This window comes from Arthrobacter sp. H-02-3, from assembly GCF_003097355.1.
Lineage (GTDB): Bacteria > Actinomycetota > Actinomycetes > Actinomycetales > Micrococcaceae > Arthrobacter > Arthrobacter humicola.
This window is the reverse complement of sequence record NZ_PYUI01000013.1, coordinates 1-16,244: the sequence shown is the minus strand read 5'-3', so window position 1 is coordinate 16,244 and position 16,244 is coordinate 1. Positions and strand designations below refer to the sequence as shown.

16 protein-coding genes are annotated in these 16,244 nt (G+C 68.3%); 5 read left to right on the top strand and 11 right to left on the bottom strand.

From position 1 onward, the window contains the following. Window positions 1–126 precede the first annotated feature (126 nt). The 3 genes from rsgA to C9424_RS13310 all read right to left on the bottom strand — a co-directional run bounded on the left by rsgA (window position 127) and on the right by C9424_RS13310 (window position 3,174). Window positions 127–1,296, bottom strand: a complete 1,170-nt coding sequence (gene rsgA, locus C9424_RS13320) for a ribosome small subunit-dependent GTPase A (RefSeq protein ID WP_237563452.1) — start codon at window positions 1,294–1,296, stop codon at window positions 127–129. 391 nt (window positions 1,297–1,687) lie between these two features. Further along, the gene (locus tag C9424_RS13315; RefSeq protein ID WP_091248929.1) at window positions 1,688–2,143 is read right to left on the bottom strand and encodes an NUDIX hydrolase; all 456 of its coding nucleotides are present in this window, start codon (window positions 2,141–2,143) and stop codon (window positions 1,688–1,690) included. Next, window positions 2,140–3,174 carry an N-acetylglucosamine kinase gene (locus tag C9424_RS13310; protein WP_442862037.1) on the bottom strand — a complete coding sequence of 345 codons (1,035 nt, stop codon included), beginning with the start codon at window positions 3,172–3,174 and terminating at the stop codon, window positions 2,140–2,142. Before C9424_RS13310 ends, C9424_RS13315 begins: the two co-directional genes overlap by 4 nt. Before the next feature lie 36 nt (window positions 3,175–3,210). On the opposite strand from C9424_RS13310, the gene C9424_RS13305 reads away from it, so the two are divergent. Continuing rightward, entirely contained in the window at window positions 3,211–4,302 is a 1,092-nt protein-coding gene (locus C9424_RS13305) for a nitronate monooxygenase (protein WP_202615870.1), read from the top strand. Window positions 4,303–4,454: 152 nt separating this feature from the next. Here C9424_RS13305 and C9424_RS13300 read toward each other — a convergent pair whose 3' ends face one another. Further along, on the bottom strand, window positions 4,455–5,453 hold the full coding sequence (locus C9424_RS13300; RefSeq protein ID WP_116767299.1) for a LysR family transcriptional regulator: 999 nt from the start codon (window positions 5,451–5,453) through the stop codon (window positions 4,455–4,457). 150 nt (window positions 5,454–5,603) lie between these two features. On the opposite strand from C9424_RS13300, the gene C9424_RS13295 reads away from it, so the two are divergent. Beyond that, entirely contained in the window at window positions 5,604–6,854 is a 1,251-nt protein-coding gene (locus C9424_RS13295; protein WP_237563448.1) for an MFS transporter, read from the top strand. A gap of 138 nt (window positions 6,855–6,992) precedes the next feature. Here the strand turns inward: C9424_RS13295 and C9424_RS13290 are convergent, their stop codons facing one another. Then, complete coding sequence (locus tag C9424_RS13290) at window positions 6,993–8,138, bottom strand: trans-sulfuration enzyme family protein (protein WP_202615869.1); 1,146 nt, start codon at window positions 8,136–8,138, stop codon at window positions 6,993–6,995. Window positions 8,139–8,288: 150 nt separating this feature from the next. Between C9424_RS13290 and C9424_RS13285 the strand changes: the two genes are divergently transcribed. Further along, the gene (locus C9424_RS13285) at window positions 8,289–8,792 is read left to right on the top strand and encodes an Lrp/AsnC family transcriptional regulator (RefSeq protein WP_091248924.1); all 504 of its coding nucleotides are present in this window, start codon (window positions 8,289–8,291) and stop codon (window positions 8,790–8,792) included. 75 nt (window positions 8,793–8,867) lie between these two features. Here the strand turns inward: C9424_RS13285 and C9424_RS13280 are convergent, their stop codons facing one another. Further along, complete coding sequence (locus C9424_RS13280; protein WP_116767297.1) at window positions 8,868–10,109, bottom strand: MFS transporter; 1,242 nt, start codon at window positions 10,107–10,109, stop codon at window positions 8,868–8,870. A 175-nt stretch (window positions 10,110–10,284) separates the two neighbouring features. Between C9424_RS13280 and C9424_RS13275 the strand changes: the two genes are divergently transcribed. Both C9424_RS13275 and corA read left to right on the top strand, forming a co-directional pair. Then, the gene (locus tag C9424_RS13275) at window positions 10,285–10,824 is read left to right on the top strand and encodes an Lrp/AsnC family transcriptional regulator (RefSeq protein WP_116767296.1); all 540 of its coding nucleotides are present in this window, start codon (window positions 10,285–10,287) and stop codon (window positions 10,822–10,824) included. 7 nt (window positions 10,825–10,831) lie between these two features. After that, window positions 10,832–11,827 carry a magnesium/cobalt transporter CorA gene (gene corA / locus C9424_RS13270; RefSeq protein WP_116767295.1) on the top strand — a complete coding sequence of 332 codons (996 nt, stop codon included), beginning with the start codon at window positions 10,832–10,834 and terminating at the stop codon, window positions 11,825–11,827. A 28-nt stretch (window positions 11,828–11,855) separates the two neighbouring features. On the opposite strand, the gene C9424_RS13265 is transcribed toward corA, so the two are convergent. The 5 genes from C9424_RS13265 to C9424_RS13245 form a co-directional block, all read right to left on the bottom strand. Continuing rightward, a complete protein-coding gene (locus C9424_RS13265; RefSeq protein WP_091248913.1) occupies window positions 11,856–12,179 on the bottom strand; it encodes a hypothetical protein in 324 nt (107 codons plus the stop codon). Between the two features lie 174 nt (window positions 12,180–12,353). Next, a complete protein-coding gene (locus C9424_RS13260) occupies window positions 12,354–13,130 on the bottom strand; it encodes a hypothetical protein (protein ID WP_116767294.1) in 777 nt (258 codons plus the stop codon). A gap of 195 nt (window positions 13,131–13,325) precedes the next feature. Further along, window positions 13,326–14,918, bottom strand: coding sequence for an ABC-F family ATP-binding cassette domain-containing protein (locus tag C9424_RS13255; RefSeq protein ID WP_116767293.1), 1,593 nt, complete (start codon window positions 14,916–14,918; stop codon window positions 13,326–13,328). Continuing rightward, entirely contained in the window at window positions 14,915–15,385 is a 471-nt protein-coding gene (locus C9424_RS13250) for a GatB/YqeY domain-containing protein (protein ID WP_116767292.1), read from the bottom strand. Before C9424_RS13250 ends, C9424_RS13255 begins: the two co-directional genes overlap by 4 nt. Window positions 15,386–15,410: 25 nt before the next feature. Then, window positions 15,411–15,779, bottom strand: a complete 369-nt coding sequence (locus C9424_RS13245; RefSeq protein WP_116767291.1) for a hypothetical protein — start codon at window positions 15,777–15,779, stop codon at window positions 15,411–15,413. Window positions 15,780–16,244 lie beyond the last annotated feature (465 nt).

Here is a 16,244-nt window from a genome sequence, read left to right as displayed (position 1 = left end):
TGGAAATGTGGCCAGCGGCGCAGCGGCTCCTGTAAGGCTTCGGAACCACAGCGGCGCCGGATGGGTGGCGGGCCGGACAAGCTTCCGGCCCGCCACCCGGTCCGCGGCGGCAAGCCGCGGTGCACGTCAGCGGGGGCGCCGGCCAGCTTTGCCGCCCTTACCGCTGACAGTGCCCTCCTTGCCGCGGGCGCTCTTGCCGCTGCGGTCCCGCGCTTGCTCGTGGCTGTCCCGTTCGGCCGATCGCTGGCTCTTGCCCGCCGTCGCGATCTTCTGGTGCCATTCACGCTGGTAGGCCCGCCGCGCGGCCGCGTCGTGGCGCCGGGCGAGGGCGGCGAGTTCGCGCTGCAGCTTGAGGTAGCTGGACCAGCGGCGGTCATCGAGGACGCCGTCGACGAGCGCAGCCTGGACGGCGCAGCCGGGCTCCCGGCTGTGGGCGCAGTCTGAGAAGCGGCATTGCCCGAAGAGCTCCTCGAGGTCGCCGAACATCTCCTCCATTCCATCCCCGGCGTCGAAGATCCCGAAGCCGCGCACTCCCGGTGTGTCCATCAGGACCGCGCCGCCGGGGAGGGGAACGAGCTCGCGGGACGTGGTGGTGTGCCTGCCTTTGCCGTCGCCCGCCCGGACTTCCCCGGTCTGCTGGGCCGCAACGCCGGCGAGGGCGTTGATGAGCGTGGATTTTCCGGCGCCCGAGGGCCCCAGCAGCACCAGGGTGCCGCCGGGCGGCACCTGGCCGAGCAGTTCGTCGAGGCCGTCGCCGTGCTCGGCCGAGGTGGTGACGACGTCGACGCCGGCCGCCTGGCGCACCACCGTCCCCACGACGTCGTCCGCCACGTCCGCGAGGTCCGCCTTCGTGACGATTACCAGAGGTGTGGCCCCCGAGTCCCAGGCCGCGACGAGAGTGCGTTCCAGCCGGTTGTGCGTTAATGGCCGATCCAGCGGGACGACGATGCCCACCACGTCGATGTTGGCGCCCAGCACCTGCGCGTCGGAGGATGACTCGAAGGCACGCTTGCGGCTCAGCTCCGAATGACGCGGCAGGATGCCCACGATGGCGGGCTCCCCCGCCGTGTTCGGACCGATCCAGACCCAGTCCCCCGTGGCGGGAGGCTCCCCGCCGCGGGGGTAGGCCAGATGGGCGGTGCCGCCAGCCTCGGCCACCAGGACGAGGTTGCGGTCCACCCGGATGACGCGGCCCGGGCGGCGGCCTCCCGGCACGGGATGGGCCGCGAACCGCTCCGCGACGCCGGCCGTGTAGCCGTAGCGGACAGGACCCGTGTCCCGTGACGTGGTGTCCAGTGAAGTGGTGTCAAGCCACGTGGTGCCGAATGAGTTGGTGTCACGGGCGCCACGGGCGCCCGGGAATACAGCAGGATTGGTCAACGAAAACCCCTTGATGGGGCCCCGTGGTACGGCGCATGGGCGCTCGCTGCGGCGTGCGGAGCCGAGCATGCGTGGGAGACTAGCGGGAAAGGCTAGGCTGCGCCGTGGGACGGGGCAGGAATAATGACATGGCTTGTGTCGGCGCGCTGTGCGCTTAGAAATATCACGTTCATTGCTTCCACCTCCCCGTCCTTTGCCGGCTATCGGCGGCTTTTGATTCCGGCTACTCAATCCGGCTAGTTCCCGGGCCAAGGGCCGCCCGGCGATTTCTACACAATAGCCAAGGTACCCGCGCCTGGCTAGGGAGTCAGCCGGAAAGTTTGCCGTTCAAGGGCCGCTCGCGGTACAGGCGCAGTCCGGCATCCACCAGCGAGACCCTGTTGAGCTCTGCCACCTCATCCAGCGGAATCCATGCCGCGTGGGTGGTGCTCCCGTTCACCTCGTGGCGGAGTTCTCCGCCGGTGATCGTCGCGTCGTAAACGAGCCGCAGCGACTGGAAGTCCCGCTCGCCGCCGTCGAGCCGGACCTCGGAAGGCCAGTGCCCGACGTCGATCCCCAGCATGGCGCCGATCTCGGCGTCGTAGCCGGTTTCCTCCTGGATCTCCCGGCGGCACCCGTCGACCGGATGTTCGGCCAGGTCCAGGCCCCCGCCGGGCAGTGTCCAGCCCTCTCGTCCGTCCTGTTTCCAGTACGCCAGCAGGATCTCGGCGTCGCGGATGATGACGGCGTAGGCGGCGGGCCGGGTATCGAATTGCATGCTCATCCCTCCAGCGTAGTAGCCGCCGGTTTTCCGCCGGCCGACCGCTGCTCTGCCACCAGCTGCAGCACCCCGAACACGGGTTCCTGCTGCAGTACCCGCACATCGGTGATTCCGGCGGCGGCCAGTGTCGTGCGGAACGACTCCTGCAGCCGTGGCACGTTCATGCCGAGTCCGCTCCCCAGGATGACGGGTCCGTCGATGCCGAGCTGCCTGACGGTCTGCTCCGCCAGATCGGCGAGGTCGCGCCCGGCCTGATCCATCAATGCCTGGCTCGGCAGATGGCCGGCGTCCGCTGCCTCCACCACCAGCCGGGCCTGCTGGGCCCAGAAACGGCGTCCGGTCTCCGGTGAATGGAACAACGCGATCAGTTTGTTCGGGTGGTCCACCCCGCAGGATGCCAGGAGGGCCTTGGTGAGTTCGTCCGGTTCCAGCCCCTGGTTCATCCGGCGCAGGCTGTGCCGGACGGCCTCCCGGCCCAGCCAGTAGCCGCTGCCTTCGTCGCCGAGCAGGTAGCCCCAGCCACCGGCCCGGGCTTCCTCGCCGCGGCTGTTCCTGCCCCACGCCGCCGAGCCGGTGCCGGCGATCACGGCGACACCGGTGCTGGCCCCGCCTGCCGCGAGCAGCAGCCGGGAGTCATGGACCACCGTGACCCGGGCCCTGGGCACGTGCGGGGCAATCAGCGCGGCGAGCGCCGCCGCGTCGTCGTCGGTGTCGATGCCGCCGGCGCCGGCGTAGACCTGGGCGACTTCTCCCCCGCCGATCCGGGCGAAGAGTTCGGCCAGGTTCCGGGCGGCTTCCTCGGGGGTGACGTTCTGGACGTTGGAGCTGCCCACGGATTCGTCGGCGACGGGGATGCCGTCCTCGAACCGGACGCCCCGGGTCTTGGTCCCGCCGATATCCAGCCCGATCACGGCACCCTTCGCCGCCGGGGCGGCGGCGTCCGTTGCCGGAACGGTCGCACCGGCCGCAGTGCCGGTCGGGGTGGTGGAAGATGGGACGGAGTCCGCCGCCGGCGGGTTGTCAGTGTTAGTCACTGGAACAGAGTACTGAATCGCTGCAAGGAGCCCGCAATGCCCCACGACCTTTTCGGCACCCCCGTCATTGCGGCGCCCATGGCCGGGGGTACGTCCACGCCCGCATTCGTTGGGGCCGTGCACCGGGCCGGCGGCCTCGGCTTCCTGGCGGCAGGCTACAAGAGCGTAGCGGCCATGCAGGCGGAAGTCCGCACCACCCGGGAATCCGGCGCCCGGTTCGGCATGAATGTGTTTGTCCCGGATCCGGCCCAGCTGACGCCGTCCGCGGCGGTGGTGGCGGAGCTTGAGGAGTACCGCCGGGAGTTGCGTACCGATGCGCTGCGGTACGGTGTGGAACTCCCTCCGTTGCGGCTGGATGATGACGACGAGTGGCAGGCAAAGATTGATGCCCTGCTGGCAGATCCCGTGGAGCTGGTCAGTTTCGCCTTCGGGCTCCCGGGCCCGGACGTGGTCCGGGCCCTGCAACGGGCGGGGTCGGCAGTACTGGCCACTGTCACCACCGCGGCCGAAGCACGGCAGGCGGCCGGACAGGGTGTGGACGCTTTGGTGGTGCAGCACGCGAGCGCCGGCGGACATAGCTCGGCGTTCCTTCCGGCGTCGGCGCCGCCAGCGCGGCCGGCCGGTTCCCCGCTTCTCGGCTCATCTCAGGGCGGGTCATTGCATGACTCGTCCCGGCCGGGCGGCACGACGGCGGAGCTGCTCGCGGAGGTCCGGTCCGCCGTCGGCCTGCCGCTCGTGGCGGCCGGCGGCGTGATGGAGGCGGCCGGGCTCGACGCCGTGCTGCGCGCCGGGGCCGTCGCGGCCCAGCTGGGCACGGCCTTTCTTCGCACGGACGAAAGCGGGGCCCGGCAGCTGCACAAGGATGCCCTGGCGGATCCGCACTTCACCCGGAACCGCCTGACGCGTGCCTTCACCGGCCGGGCGGCGCGGGCCTTGGAGAACGAATTTATCCGCGACCATCCCGGGGCGCCGGAGGCCTATCCGGCTGTCCACCACCTCACGGCGCCCCTCCGGGCTGCGGCGGCCGCCGCCGGGGATGCGGAACGAGTGAACCTGTGGGCGGGCACGGGCTGGCAGCAGGCACAGGCCGGACCAGTGGCCGGGGTCCTGGCGCGTCTTCTGGGCTGAGCGGGCCGCCGCAGCGCCGAGGTCACCCCAGTTCGCACCGAGTTCGCCGGAAGCGCCCCATTTCGCCGTAACCTTTCGGCGACTTCGCAGCCTTCCGGCGAACTCGCGCCCGCAGGACCGGCACCCGGCGGCCGGGCACCCCTCGGCCCGGCTCAGCCTTCCGAGCGTTCCCGCACGAAACCGGCCAGGAGGGCGGGCCCGTCGCGCAGCACGAGTTCGCGGAACAATCGCACGGGGTCCGGCTCGGCGTCGGCTCCGCCCCGGCGCTCCCGCCAGGCGAGGCCGATCTCGCGGAACGCCAGGGCCGAATCCAAGGGAATTTCCACCCACCCGGGGCCGCCGTCGTCGGCGCCGTTGTCGTCTGACGGGTAGCGCCGCCCGGGTGCGGAGCCGCCAGGGGGCAGGATGCTCACGCCGAGCCCGGCCGAGACCAGCCCGCGGACGGTGTGCGAGTCCTGGCTCTCGAAGGCGACACGGGGACGGAATCCTGCCTCCCGGAACAGCGCGTCGGTCAGCGAGCGCATGCCGTAGCCGGTTCCCATCGCCACGAACGGCTCGTGCCGGATGTCGGCAACCCGTGCCCGAAGGCGGCGGGCCAGCGGATGCCGGTGGTTCACCACCAGGCGCAGCGGTTCCCGATACAGGGCAGCCGAGCCGATGCTCCTGCCCGGTGCGGCAACCGGGGCCGTGAGCGCCAGGTCGGCGGAGCCTGCGGCCAGTTCCGCGAGGCAGCCGTCCCGGGCCCCCTGGCTGAGGTCAAAGGCAGTCTGCGGATGCCGGCTCCGGAACGCACTGATGAGCAGCGGCAGCATCGCCTCGCCGAAGGTGTGCTGGAAGGACACGGCAATCCTGCCACGGACCACGTCGGATTCGTGCCGGACAACATCCAGCCCGGTCTGGAATTCTGCCAGGGCGGCATCGATGTGGGGCAGGAGGGCCTTCGCGGCAGGAGTCAGCCGCACCCCGCGGCCGTCCCGGATCACCAGGTCCGTACCCACGATGGCGCTGGCGCGGGCAATCGCCCGGCTCACGGTCGACTGCGGCAACCCCAGGATCTCGGCGGTCTCGGTGATGTGCTCGGTCCGACCGAGTTCTGCCAGCAACGGCAGGAGGGGCAGCAGCTGCACCAGCTGCCTGTGTTCTACATCCACGCCCTACCCGCCCTCTTCCGCTGCCCTCGGGATTTCTGCCCTCGGGATTTCTGCCCTCGGGATTCCTGCCACGAATGTTCCATATTTGCTATCTATCATATGGAAATCATGCATTGGAAGCATCCCTCAGGCACGTTCTACCCTGAAGGCATGCCTCGCGTTTCCGCGGCTTCCGTAGCCGGTCCCACTCCCGCGGCCATCTCTGCTGCCAAGGCTGCCCCGTGGGCGGGTCATCCGAAAGGCTCCGAGGCCTACCGCCGGATCCTCGCCGGACTTGCCTTCGCCGGCGTCGCAACGTTCGCCCAGCTCTACTCCACCCAGGCGGTCCTCCCCATCCTGGCGGCGGATCTGAAGGTCTCGGCCGCCGAAGCCGCACTGACGATCTCCCTGGCGACCGTGGGGCTGGCCGTGACGGTGCTCCCGTGGTCCTTCCTGGCCGACCGGATCGGCCGCGTCCGGGCCATGATGTGGGGCATTTCCGCGGCCACGGTCCTGGGCCTGCTGGTCCCGCTGGCCTCCAGCTTCCCCATGCTGCTGTGCCTGCGCATGCTTGAGGGTATGGCCTTGGGCGGCATCCCGGCCATCGCCATCGCGTACCTCAACGAGGAGGTCAACAAGGCCCATGCCGCGCTCGCCGCCGGAAGCTATGTCGCCGGGACCACCCTGGGCGGCCTCGCCGGCCGGCTGGTCGCGGGACCGGTCGGCGAACTGTGGGGGTGGCGGGCTGCGGCCCTGGCCGTCTCCGTACTGGCCACCGCTGCCGCCGTCCTGTTCCTCATGCTTGTGCCGCGGGCACAGGGGTTCACGGCCGCAGCGGCGGGCGGCTTCCGCGGGGCCGTCCGGACCCTGAGCGGCCATGCCCGCAATCCCCGGCTGCTGGCCCTGTACACCCAGGCGTTCCTGCTGATGGGCGGCTTTGTGGCCGTGTACAACTACCTCGGGTTCCGGCTTTCGGGGGAACCATTCAGCCTGCCGGCCACGGCGATCAGCCTGATCTTCCTGGCCTACCTCTCCGGAACCGTTTCGGCGAGGTGGGCGGCAGGGCTAACCCTGCGGTTCGGCCGGCGCACCGTCCTGATCACCGGGACGGCGCTCATGGCGGGCGGCCTGGCCCTGACGCTCACGCAACTGCTGGTCCCGATCCTGATCGGGCTGCTGCTGTTCACGGGAGGCTTCTTCGCGGCGCACAGCATCGGTTCAGGCTGGACCGGACTCATCGCCACGACGGGCCGGGCGCAGGCGGCTTCGCTGTACAACCTCGCGTACTACCTCGGTTCCAGCGTGCTCGGCTGGGCCGGCGGCCTGCTCTTCCAAGGACTCGGCTGGACGGCCCTGGCACTGGCCGTCATCGGACTGGCCGGCGCGACGGCGGTGATCACCGCCGTCGCGCATCCTGCGTAGGCGCCGGCAACCGGAGGCACGGCAACCGTGGACGCCGCAACCGGAGCCGCCCCAGCCGGGAGCACGGAGGCACCCGGCGGGACGGCCGCGGTCTGCGGCCAGGCGGCCGTACCCCGGTAGGCACCAGGAGGCCGCACCCTACCGGGTTGCCTCGATCGCCTGCAGGAGGTCGGCGATGATGTCCGCCGGGTCTTCCAGCCCCACGGAGATCCGCAGCAGGCTCGCGTGGGGCTTGGCCGAGGCTTCGACCGGCCGGTGGGTGAGTCCGGCCGGGTGCTGGATGAGGGTATCGATGCCGCCGAGGGAGACGGCGTGCGTGATCATGGCGACGGCGGCCGGGATCCGCTCGGCGTGCTCGGCGGTGGCGAGCTCGAAGGCCATGAGCGATCCCGGGCCGGACATCTGGGTGCCGATGAGGCCCCGCGGGTCGCATTCGGCCAGGCCCGGGTAGTAGACCCGATTGACGAGCCCGTGCCCTGCCAGGGCAACCGCGACCTTTCCGGCGCTGGCCTGCTGGGCGCGGACCCGGACGGGAAGCGTCGCCAGTCCGCGGTGCAGCAGATAGGCCGGCCACGGGGTCAGGATTCCGCCGGTCACGGCCCTGATCTGGCGCAGACGCACCGCCCAATCGGAGGCCGTGGCCACCACGCCGCCCATGGCGTCGCCGTGGCCGCCCAGGAACTTCGTCGCACTGTGCAGCACCATGGCGGCACCGTGCCTGAAGGGCTGCTGCAGCACCGGGCTGGCGAACGTGTTGTCCACCAGGAGCGGCACGCCGTCGGCAGCGGCAACCACCCGGGCAATGTCGACGAGCTCCAGGGTCGGGTTGGCCGGCGTCTCCAGGATCACCAGGCCCGTGTCCGGACGGAGGGCCGCACGAACGCCATCGGGCGTCGTGAACGTGACCTCGTTGCCGAGGACCCCGGAGGCGAGCAAATAGTCGCTGCCGCCATATAGGGGCCGCACGGCCACGACGTGCTTCTTGCCGGCCGCGACCACGGCGAGGAGCACTGCGCTCAGCGCCGCCATGCCGGTGGCAAAGGCGACGGACTCGGGGGTGCCTTCCAGGACGGCGACGCCCTCTTCGAACCGTGCCACCGTGGGATTCCACAGCCGCTGGTAAACGGTACTTTGACCCTCCACGTGCGAGCCGCCCGTGGCCATGTGCTCGTAAGCCAGGCCGCCGTCGTGCACGGAGGGAAGGGGCGCGGTCGTGGACAAATCGATCGGCACCGCATGCACGCCCAGTTCGGTGAGCCCGTCCCGGCCTGCATGTACCGCCATTGAATCTTGAGAGAGCACCTTACTCCTTACGAATATTCACCATTGAATGCCGCAAGTATCTGGCAATAATTCGAGGTTTAGTAGGGGTTCTGAATGGAACTGTTGGATTGTGCCGCTTATGATGAACTGACAACACTTCAAGGAGGATCCGTGAGCAGCAGTGCGAAGAATGTTCGGCCGGGAGCGGGTGCCAGCGAGCCGCTGGACGCGATCGACGAGCGCCTGCTAGCTGCCCTCGTCGCGGATGCGCGCATCTCGAACAAGCAACTGGCAGAGCTCGTGGGGATCGCGCCGTCGACGGCCCTGATGCGCACCCGCGCCCTGTCGGAGCGCGGCATCATCGAGGGCTTTGAGGCCAAGCTGAGCCTGTCCGCGATCGGGCGCTCGGTCCAGGCCCTCATTGCCGTCCGGCTCCGCGCCCACGACCGCGAACAGATCGACCGCTTCACGGCCCGGGTCCCCAAGCTCCCGGCCGTGCTCTCGACCTTCCACACCTCCGGATCAGTGGACTACCTGCTGCACATCGCCGTGGCCACCACCGAGGACCTCCGGGACTGGGTGCTGGATAACCTTGCCACCGATCCCGTCGTGGGCCACACCGAGACCACCCTGGTGTTCGACCACATCCAGGGCAACCACGGCCCGCTGCCGTAAGCTCGCGGCCTCCCGGGTTGCCGGGGCCTCCTCCCGGGGCCCTTCCGGGCCCGTTTCCGGCCCGGCCCCTGGCCGCTAGGCCCGCCGGCGCAGTGCGCTCCGCAGGGTGATGGCCGCCAGGGTCAGCGCGGCGGCGGCGCACACCACGACAAAGCCGGCGACGGCACTCTGCAGCCCCACCATCCCGGTCGCGAGTCCCAAACCGATCACCGGGATGGCGCTGCCGAGGTACGTGATGACGTAGACAGTGCTGATGATCTGGGCGTGCCGGGCGGCCTCCACCTTGCCGGCAACATCGTTGAAGACGGTCCGGAATGCCACGCCCTGCCCCACGCCGGCGGTGATGCTGGCCAGAATGAGCAGCCACGGGCTGCTCCAGGCGGCGGCAGCGGCGATCATCAGGACTGAAATGCCCAGGACGGCCAGGCCCGCGGGCACGGCGAACCTGCCCCGGACGGCCAGCAGTTGGCTCAGGGCTGAGGAACCCAGCGTCAGTCCGGCCAGCAGCCCGATCAGCGGCCGTGAATCCGCGTGGACAATTTGGGCAAAATAGCCTGGCGCGAGCGAGAGGCAAAAGCCGAAGACGGTGAAGCTCAGGAAGCCCACGGACGAGGCCAACCAGAAAGCGCCCCGCGCCTCGCTGGAGACGGACGGACGCCGTGGCGCCAGGACCCGCAGCGGCTGAGGACCCGCATGCAGGCTGATGGCGGGCCGCGCTTTGAGCAGGTAGAGCGGCACCAGGACGGCGGCGAGGACCACGGAGTGCACGTAGTACGGCGTCGAGGTCGGCCCGGGCAGCAGCGACAGCATTCCACCGATCGCAGGGCCGGCGGCAACGCCACCCGCCGAGGCCAGGAGCGTGAACCGGGAGGCCCACTCGGGCCTGCTGGGCAGGAGTTCGCGGAGCGCGGCAGAACTCGCGCCGGTGGCAAGCGCTACGGCGATGCCCTGCAGCGCGCGCCCGACGGAGAGCGCCACGAGGCTGCCCGCGGTGGCGAAGACAAAGCCGCCGGCCAGGCCCACCAGGACCGCCAGCATCAGTGCGGCGCGTCGTCCGATGTGGTCGGACCAGTGGCCGGCCAGGACGAGCGTGGCCACGAGCGCCAGGACGTAGGCCGAGAACGCCACCGTGACATCGAGTGACGTAATTCCGAGCTTTGCCTGCAGCAGGGGGTACAACGGCGTGGCAAGATTCGCGCCGACGAGCAGCGTGAAAATCACGACTCCGGCCATCACGAGCCGTGCGGTGGTGGACGCGTTCCAGCCCCAGCGGTCAGCTGTGGCCGGGCGCATGCGGAGTTCACTGAAGACTGTCATGTCCGTGCCCTTGCAAAATATCGGGCCAGGCTTTCCCTTTGTGGGGGAACAGCCCGGCCCGGTCGAAGATTGGTATCTATAGGATGCGACACCAGTGAGCTGCATGGCCAAGTTTTGTGCCAGAATTGAGCAAAACAGTCATTCTCAGACTGCCGAAGTGAACCGGAGTGATGATTTGAACAGTCTGGACCCCACCGACCTGAAAATCCTGCTGGAACTGATCCGGGATCCGCGGATCCAGATCGGTGACCTCAGTGATGCCCTGGGCATCGCACGGAACACCGCCCAGTCGCGGGTGCGGCGCATGCTGCGCTCGGGCATACTCCACGACGGCGGCCGCGAGATCGACCTCGAAGCGGTGGGCTACGACGTCGTCGCCTTCGTGACGATCGAGGTCAACCACCGGGAACTCGACGGCGTCGTGGGCGCCTTGCGGCTGATCCCCCAGGTCCTGGAAGTCCATGAGATCTCCGGGCGGGGCGATGTCTGGTGCCGCGTGGTGGCGACCGATACCCATAACCTTCAGGCGGCCCTGCGGTCGATCCTGCGGATCCGGGGGGTCATCCGCACCGAAACCGTGCTGGCGCTGCACACCCATATCCCCTACCGGACCGAGCCGCTGATCAGCCGGCTTGTCCAAGGCAGCGCCCTGGTTCCCGGCCGGTCCGCGTCGCGCCGGGGCGGTGCCGACGAACTCCAGGTGAACACTGGATAATGTCCCGGTGACTATCATCGACAACGCCGTCTACGTTGACGGTATCCGTGCCGTCGAGCCGCGGAACCTCGAGCAGACCTTCGAGACCCTGACCGAGCACGGCGGCATGGCCTGGATTGGTCTCTACCGGCCCACTCCGGAGGAAATGGCCGCCGTCGCGGCGGAGTTCGACCTGCACGGCCTGGCGGTGGAGGACGCGATCTCGGCGCACCAGCGGCCCAAACTGGAGCGCTATGACGACAACCTGTTCACGGTGCTCCGGCCCGCCCGGTACCTGGATGAGACCGAAACCGTGGAGTTCGGCGAATTGCACGTCTTTACGGGCCGGAACTTTGTGGTCACCGTCCGGCATGCCGAGACGGGGGTGGTGGGGCAGGTCCGGCGCCGGATGGAACGCCGCCCGGACCTGCTGTGCCACGGCCCGGAGGCGGTCCTGTACGCGCTCATGGACCAGGTGGTGGATGACTACGGCCCCGTGGTCGCCGGACTGGAAAACGACATCGACGAGATCGAGGACCAGCTCTTCAGCGGCGACCCTCTGGTCTCACGGCGCATCTACGAACTTGCCCGGGAGGTTATCCATTTCCAGCGCGCCATCCATCCGCTCCCGGCAATGATGCAGCAACTCCGGCGGGGCTTCGAAAAGTACCGGGTGGACACGGAACTGCAGCACAGCCTCCGCGACGTCGAGGACCATGTGGAGCGGCTGATTTCCCGCGCCGATTCCTTCCGTGACCTGCTGCAGAACGCGCTCACCCTGGACGGGACCCTGACCGCCAACCGGCAGAATGAGGCCAGCGCGGAGCAAAACGAGCAGGTCAAGAAGATCTCGTCCTGGGCCGCGATCTTTTTCGCACCGACCTTCGTGGCCGGACTGTACGGCATGAACTTCGACCACATGCCGGAGCTGCACTGGGCGCTGGGCTACCCGATGGCAGTCGCGCTCATGGCCGGCACGGCGGCGCTCATGTACGCCATCTTCAAGAAGAAGGGCTGGCTCTAAGAAGATCCGGTTCTCCGAACGACCGGAGCTAACCCGAAGTCCGCCTGTTCCGAGCCTGGGCCACAAGCCGGCGGAACGCCAGGACGAAGATGACCTCTATCACCACCATAAGCCCGAGCAACAGCCACTTCCCGCTGCCGATGAACACGATGGCTCCGGTGAGGACCAGAATGCTGCCGAGCGCCAGGGAGTAGACGGCAAATCCGAAGGCCACCCGGGCGCTGCGGACGCCCGTCCGGAAGCCGAAGCCTTGGGGTTCCCCGCCGGGGTAGCCGGCAACGCGGTCCGGGCCAGCCGGCTTGAGGCTGTCGAACTCCTCCCACGGATCGCGGTCCTGCTGCTGGTCGGTCATGTTTCCATTATCCCGCGGACCCGGCACCCCGTGCCCGGCGGCGGTCCTGCGGTGTCATTTTTCCGCGGTGTCGTTTTTCCGCGGTGTCGTTTTCGGGCCGTGGCACTTTCGGGCCGTTACGACGGCGGGGGCCCGGACCACTGGTCCGGACCCCCGCGTTGCCGGGCTATCTAACTAGTCGTCGTGGCCGTGGCCACCGGAGCCGCCGTGTTCCTGGGACGTGCCGGCGTGGTCGCCGCCACCATCGCCGCGGTGTTCGGCAGCGTTGGCCTGGCCAGCGGCGCGGTGTGCGTCAGCGTTCTGGTGTGCCCATCCGCTGTTGCCGTTCCCTTCGTGGGAACCGTCAGATTCCGGAGCGTCGGCCGAACCCTGCCCGTCATCTTCGGCCGGTGCCGAGGGAGCAGCAGGTGCCGGGGCAGCCGGCGACTCGGGAGTGGCGGGGTCCGCCGGAGCAGAGGCGGGTGCACTCGGCGCAGCGGAATTCTGCTGGTCTTCGCCCTGGTCGTCGCCGCCCTCATTCCCGCCCTGGTCCGTACCCTGGTCATCCGCTGCCGGAGTTTCCGAGTCAGTGGGATCGCTCGGCGCGGCGGACTCCTGGCCGTCGGCCCCGGGCGTCTGCGCCCCAGTCGGATCGCTCGGCTCGGAGGTCGCGGTGTCACTAGGCTCGGACGTCGGGGTGTCGGTCGGGCTGTCGCTCGGCTCAGATGAGGGGTCGTCGCTCGGCTCCGCCGTCGGGCTGTCGCTTGGCTCAGACGCCGGGGTGTCGGTCGGGCTGTCGCTCGGCTCCGCCGTCGGGGAGTCGGTCGACGTCGTCGACGTGGGGTCAGCCGGGAAATCGGCGGTCGCGGCAGCAGCGGCCGCGCCTGCCCCGCCGGTGACGACGACGGATGCAACTACTACTGCCTTGCCGGTGGTGCCCAGTGCGCTGAGCCAGCCGAAAATTCCTGCCATGGGAGATTCCTTTCACAACGGATGGTGAGACCGCTGCCGGTCCCCCACCGGCAGCCAGCGCCACATTACCCTTCAGAATCAGCCGTTTTGCGGCTCATCAGCCACTTCTGCCCCATCCTGAGCCAATGCTGGGCAAACGCTGAGCTTCCGTTCATCTCCGCGTTCTTTAAGTCGCGTTCTTTGGCCGGCGTCCACTCAGGCGGCGCGGACGTCAACCTCGCCGGGCTGCGAGCCGTCACTGCCGAAGACCAGGTGACGGTTGGCGATTTTCTCACTAAAGAAGCGGTCGTGACTGACCACCACCACCGCCCCGGGGAAGTGGAGCAGTGCCCGCTCCATCACTTGGGTGCTGGTCATGTCCAGGTGGTTGGTGGGCTCATCCAGGAGCAGCACCGAGGCCCCGGACAGAAGGCACTGAGCCATGGCGACGCGTGCTTTCTGTCCACCGGAGAGATTCCCGATCTTCTGTTTGAGGTCGGCCTCGGAGAACTGGAACATCGCGAGGAACCTGTTGACGGACTTCTTCGTGGCGCTGAAGGCGAGGCTGTCCGGCAGTGCGTTGACCGCGTGGGACACGGTGTCGGCGTCGTCGAGCTCATCCAGCATTTGGTTGTATGACACAAAACCCGGCCCCTTGGCCCACGCCACGTCGCCGGAATCCGCCTGTTCCTCGCCGGTCAGGACTTTGAGCAGCGTTGACTTGCCGCTGCCGTTGGAGCCCAGGACCACAATCCTGTTGCCGCGGCGGATCTCAAAGCTCAGGTCCTCGAACAACACTTTGTCGCCGTAGGACTTGCCCAGCGCTTCGACCCGGCAAAGGACATCCTTCACATGCAGGCCGCCGTAGATCTCCGTGACGATCTGGTCAACCGGCCGGGGCGTGCGCGATTTCTTGATCTTGGCCAACTGGTTCCCAAGCCCGCGGCTGGCGGCCTTGGCGGCCTCGCGACGGTCGGCGATGCCCTCTGCTTCGAAGGCCAGAAGCTCGGATTCATGGACGAACTGCGCCTCAAGCGTCTTGAGCCGGAACTGCTTCTGGACAACGTACTCGGCGAAATTTCCCGGGTACTCGTGCAGGTGGAAGTTCTCCACCTCGATGATCCGAGTGACGACGGCGTCAAGGAATTTCCGGTCGTGGGAGACGATGATCGCGGCGCCCTTGAAGTCGCGGAACCAGCTTTCCAGCCATTCGACGCCGGCCACATCCAGGAAGTTGGTGGGCTCGTCGAGGAGCAGGACATCCGGGCCCTCCAACAGGATCTTGGCCAGGGCGGCGCGGTTTCGCCAGCCGCCGGACAATTCGTCAATCGAGCAGGTGCGGTGGGCCTCGCTGAACCCCAGCGTGGTCAGGACGGTGTCGATGCGCCGCGTGTAGTCCCATCCGTCGAGGCGCTCCATGTCCTCGAACAGCTCGGCCTGACGCCGGATCAGCCGGTCGAGTTCGGCGCCGTCAGGATCCGCGGCAATGGCAGCGTCAATGGCCGCGAGCTCGGCCTCGGCAGCCTTGATGTCGACGAACAGGCCGTCAAGCACCTCAAGGATTGTTACCTCGCCGTCGAGCTCGGAAAACTGGGAGAAGTACCCCACCCTGGTTCCCTGTTCCACGGTGACCGTTCCGGCGTCCGGGGAAACCTGGTCCAGGATCAGCTTGAGGATGGTCGTTTTGCCGGAGCCGTTCTTGCCAATCAGGCCCACCCGGTCTCCCGGTTCGAGGCGGAAGAACGCTTCGCGGAGGATTTGTGCGTTCTCGAAGCGGACCCCGACGTCGTGCAGCCGGATCAGGCTCATTGCTGCGCGAGACGGTTGCGCACGATTTCGCTGACGGCCTTGCCGTCAAAACGTCCGGCCACCTTGGCGGTGACAGGCTTCATGACTGCCCCGAGCTGGCGAAGGGACAGTTCGACGCCCTCGGCCTTGAGCGCGGCGATGGCCTCGTCCACGATCGTCTCGACCTCCGCCGCGGTGAGTGCCTTGGGCAGGTAGGCCTCGATCACCTCGGCCTCGGCGATCTCGGCGGCGGCACGTTCGGTTTCTCCGGCTTCGGTGTAGATGCGGGCCGTGTCGCGGCGTTTGGCGGCTTCCTTTTGCAGGAGGGAAGTCACCTGCGAGTCGTCCAGGACGATGGGCGTCTTGCCCGACTTCTCCCGGGTTTCGATCTCGCCCAGGACGTTGCGCACAGTGGTGAGGGCAACCTTGTTACGGTCCTTCATGTGGCTCACGACGTCGGCGTGCAGTCGTTCTTTCAGGGTGGTCATTGTTCTCCTCGTGTCACCTACAAGGCTAACGGCAGAACCCGTTGGCCCCGATCGCCGAGAGAATCCGCTGGGCTTCCTCGTCCGAGACAACCGGGACGTCGCCGTTAGTGAATGCCGCCTTCGCCGCGGCGATGAGCTGGTCCGCCGACGATTGCCCCAGCAGCCGGCCGCAGAGGCCGCGGGCCGTCTCGACTGCGTGATCGTTCGACAGGCGCGGGTTGATCTGGGCGAAGGCGGCCAGGAGCGCATCCTGCTGGGCCGGGTTCGGTTTGGGAAGCGACGCCGCCAGCCCCGTGGACGGGCTGCCGGCGGCCGGTTCTGAAGTGGGGGCGGCGGAGCAGGCGGCCAGCAGAAGAGTCAGCAGAACCAGAGCGAGCGAGAGGGTGTTCTTCATGGTTCGTGGCCTTGTCTACAGTGGATTTCCGCCCTGGTTTGCGGCACTGGATTCCGGCACTGGCGTGGCTGTCGCGGGCTGCAACGTTCACCGGGCCAGCACGGCAGCTGTTCCGCCGGCCCGCCCATCAGCCGTTCGGCTGTGGAGCTAAGGAGATTCTAGCTCCCGGCCTCTTCGATGCGAACTCAGACTAACACCGGGTCACGCCGTCTCACGAAATCAACGTCTGCGCTGAATCTTCCTGGCATGGAGGTCTCCACGAAGCATGGGCATCCAGCCCGGCACGTGTGGAAGGCTAGGGGGCGGCGCGGATTTCGATGAGCGCGAGGTTCCAGCGATCGGTGGTGGGGGCGGTGTCGTTGATGGCGACGACGGTGCCGCTGGTGGCTGTCAGCCCGGTTTGGCGCTGCACCCAGTAGGTGTCGCCGGCCGGCGGGAAGTACTGGTCGACCAGGGTCTGGGCCG

Bases quoted from the DNA above. Each gene is read 5' to 3' on its own strand.
- C9424_RS13290 (WP_202615869.1), bottom strand. From the start codon at position 8,138: ATGGCGGTACATGCAGGCCGGGACGGGCTCACCGAACTGGGCGTGCAT.
- C9424_RS13255 (WP_116767293.1), bottom strand. From the start codon at position 14,918: ATGAGCCTGATCCGGCTGCACGACGTCGGGGTCCGCTTCGAGAACGCA.
- C9424_RS13305 (WP_202615870.1), top strand. From the start codon at position 3,211: ATGCCCCACGACCTTTTCGGCACCCCCGTCATTGCGGCGCCCATGGCC.
- C9424_RS13315 (WP_091248929.1), bottom strand. From the start codon at position 2,143: ATGAGCATGCAATTCGATACCCGGCCCGCCGCCTACGCCGTCATCATC.
- C9424_RS13295 (WP_237563448.1), top strand. From the start codon at position 5,604: ATGCCTCGCGTTTCCGCGGCTTCCGTAGCCGGTCCCACTCCCGCGGCC.
- C9424_RS13250 (WP_116767292.1), bottom strand. From the start codon at position 15,385: ATGACCACCCTGAAAGAACGACTGCACGCCGACGTCGTGAGCCACATG.
- C9424_RS13260 (WP_116767294.1), bottom strand. From the start codon at position 13,130: ATGGCAGGAATTTTCGGCTGGCTCAGCGCACTGGGCACCACCGGCAAG.
- C9424_RS13245 (WP_116767291.1), bottom strand. From the start codon at position 15,779: ATGAAGAACACCCTCTCGCTCGCTCTGGTTCTGCTGACTCTTCTGCTG.
- C9424_RS13280 (WP_116767297.1), bottom strand. From the start codon at position 10,109: ATGACAGTCTTCAGTGAACTCCGCATGCGCCCGGCCACAGCTGACCGC.
- C9424_RS13265 (WP_091248913.1), bottom strand. From the start codon at position 12,179: ATGACCGACCAGCAGCAGGACCGCGATCCGTGGGAGGAGTTCGACAGC.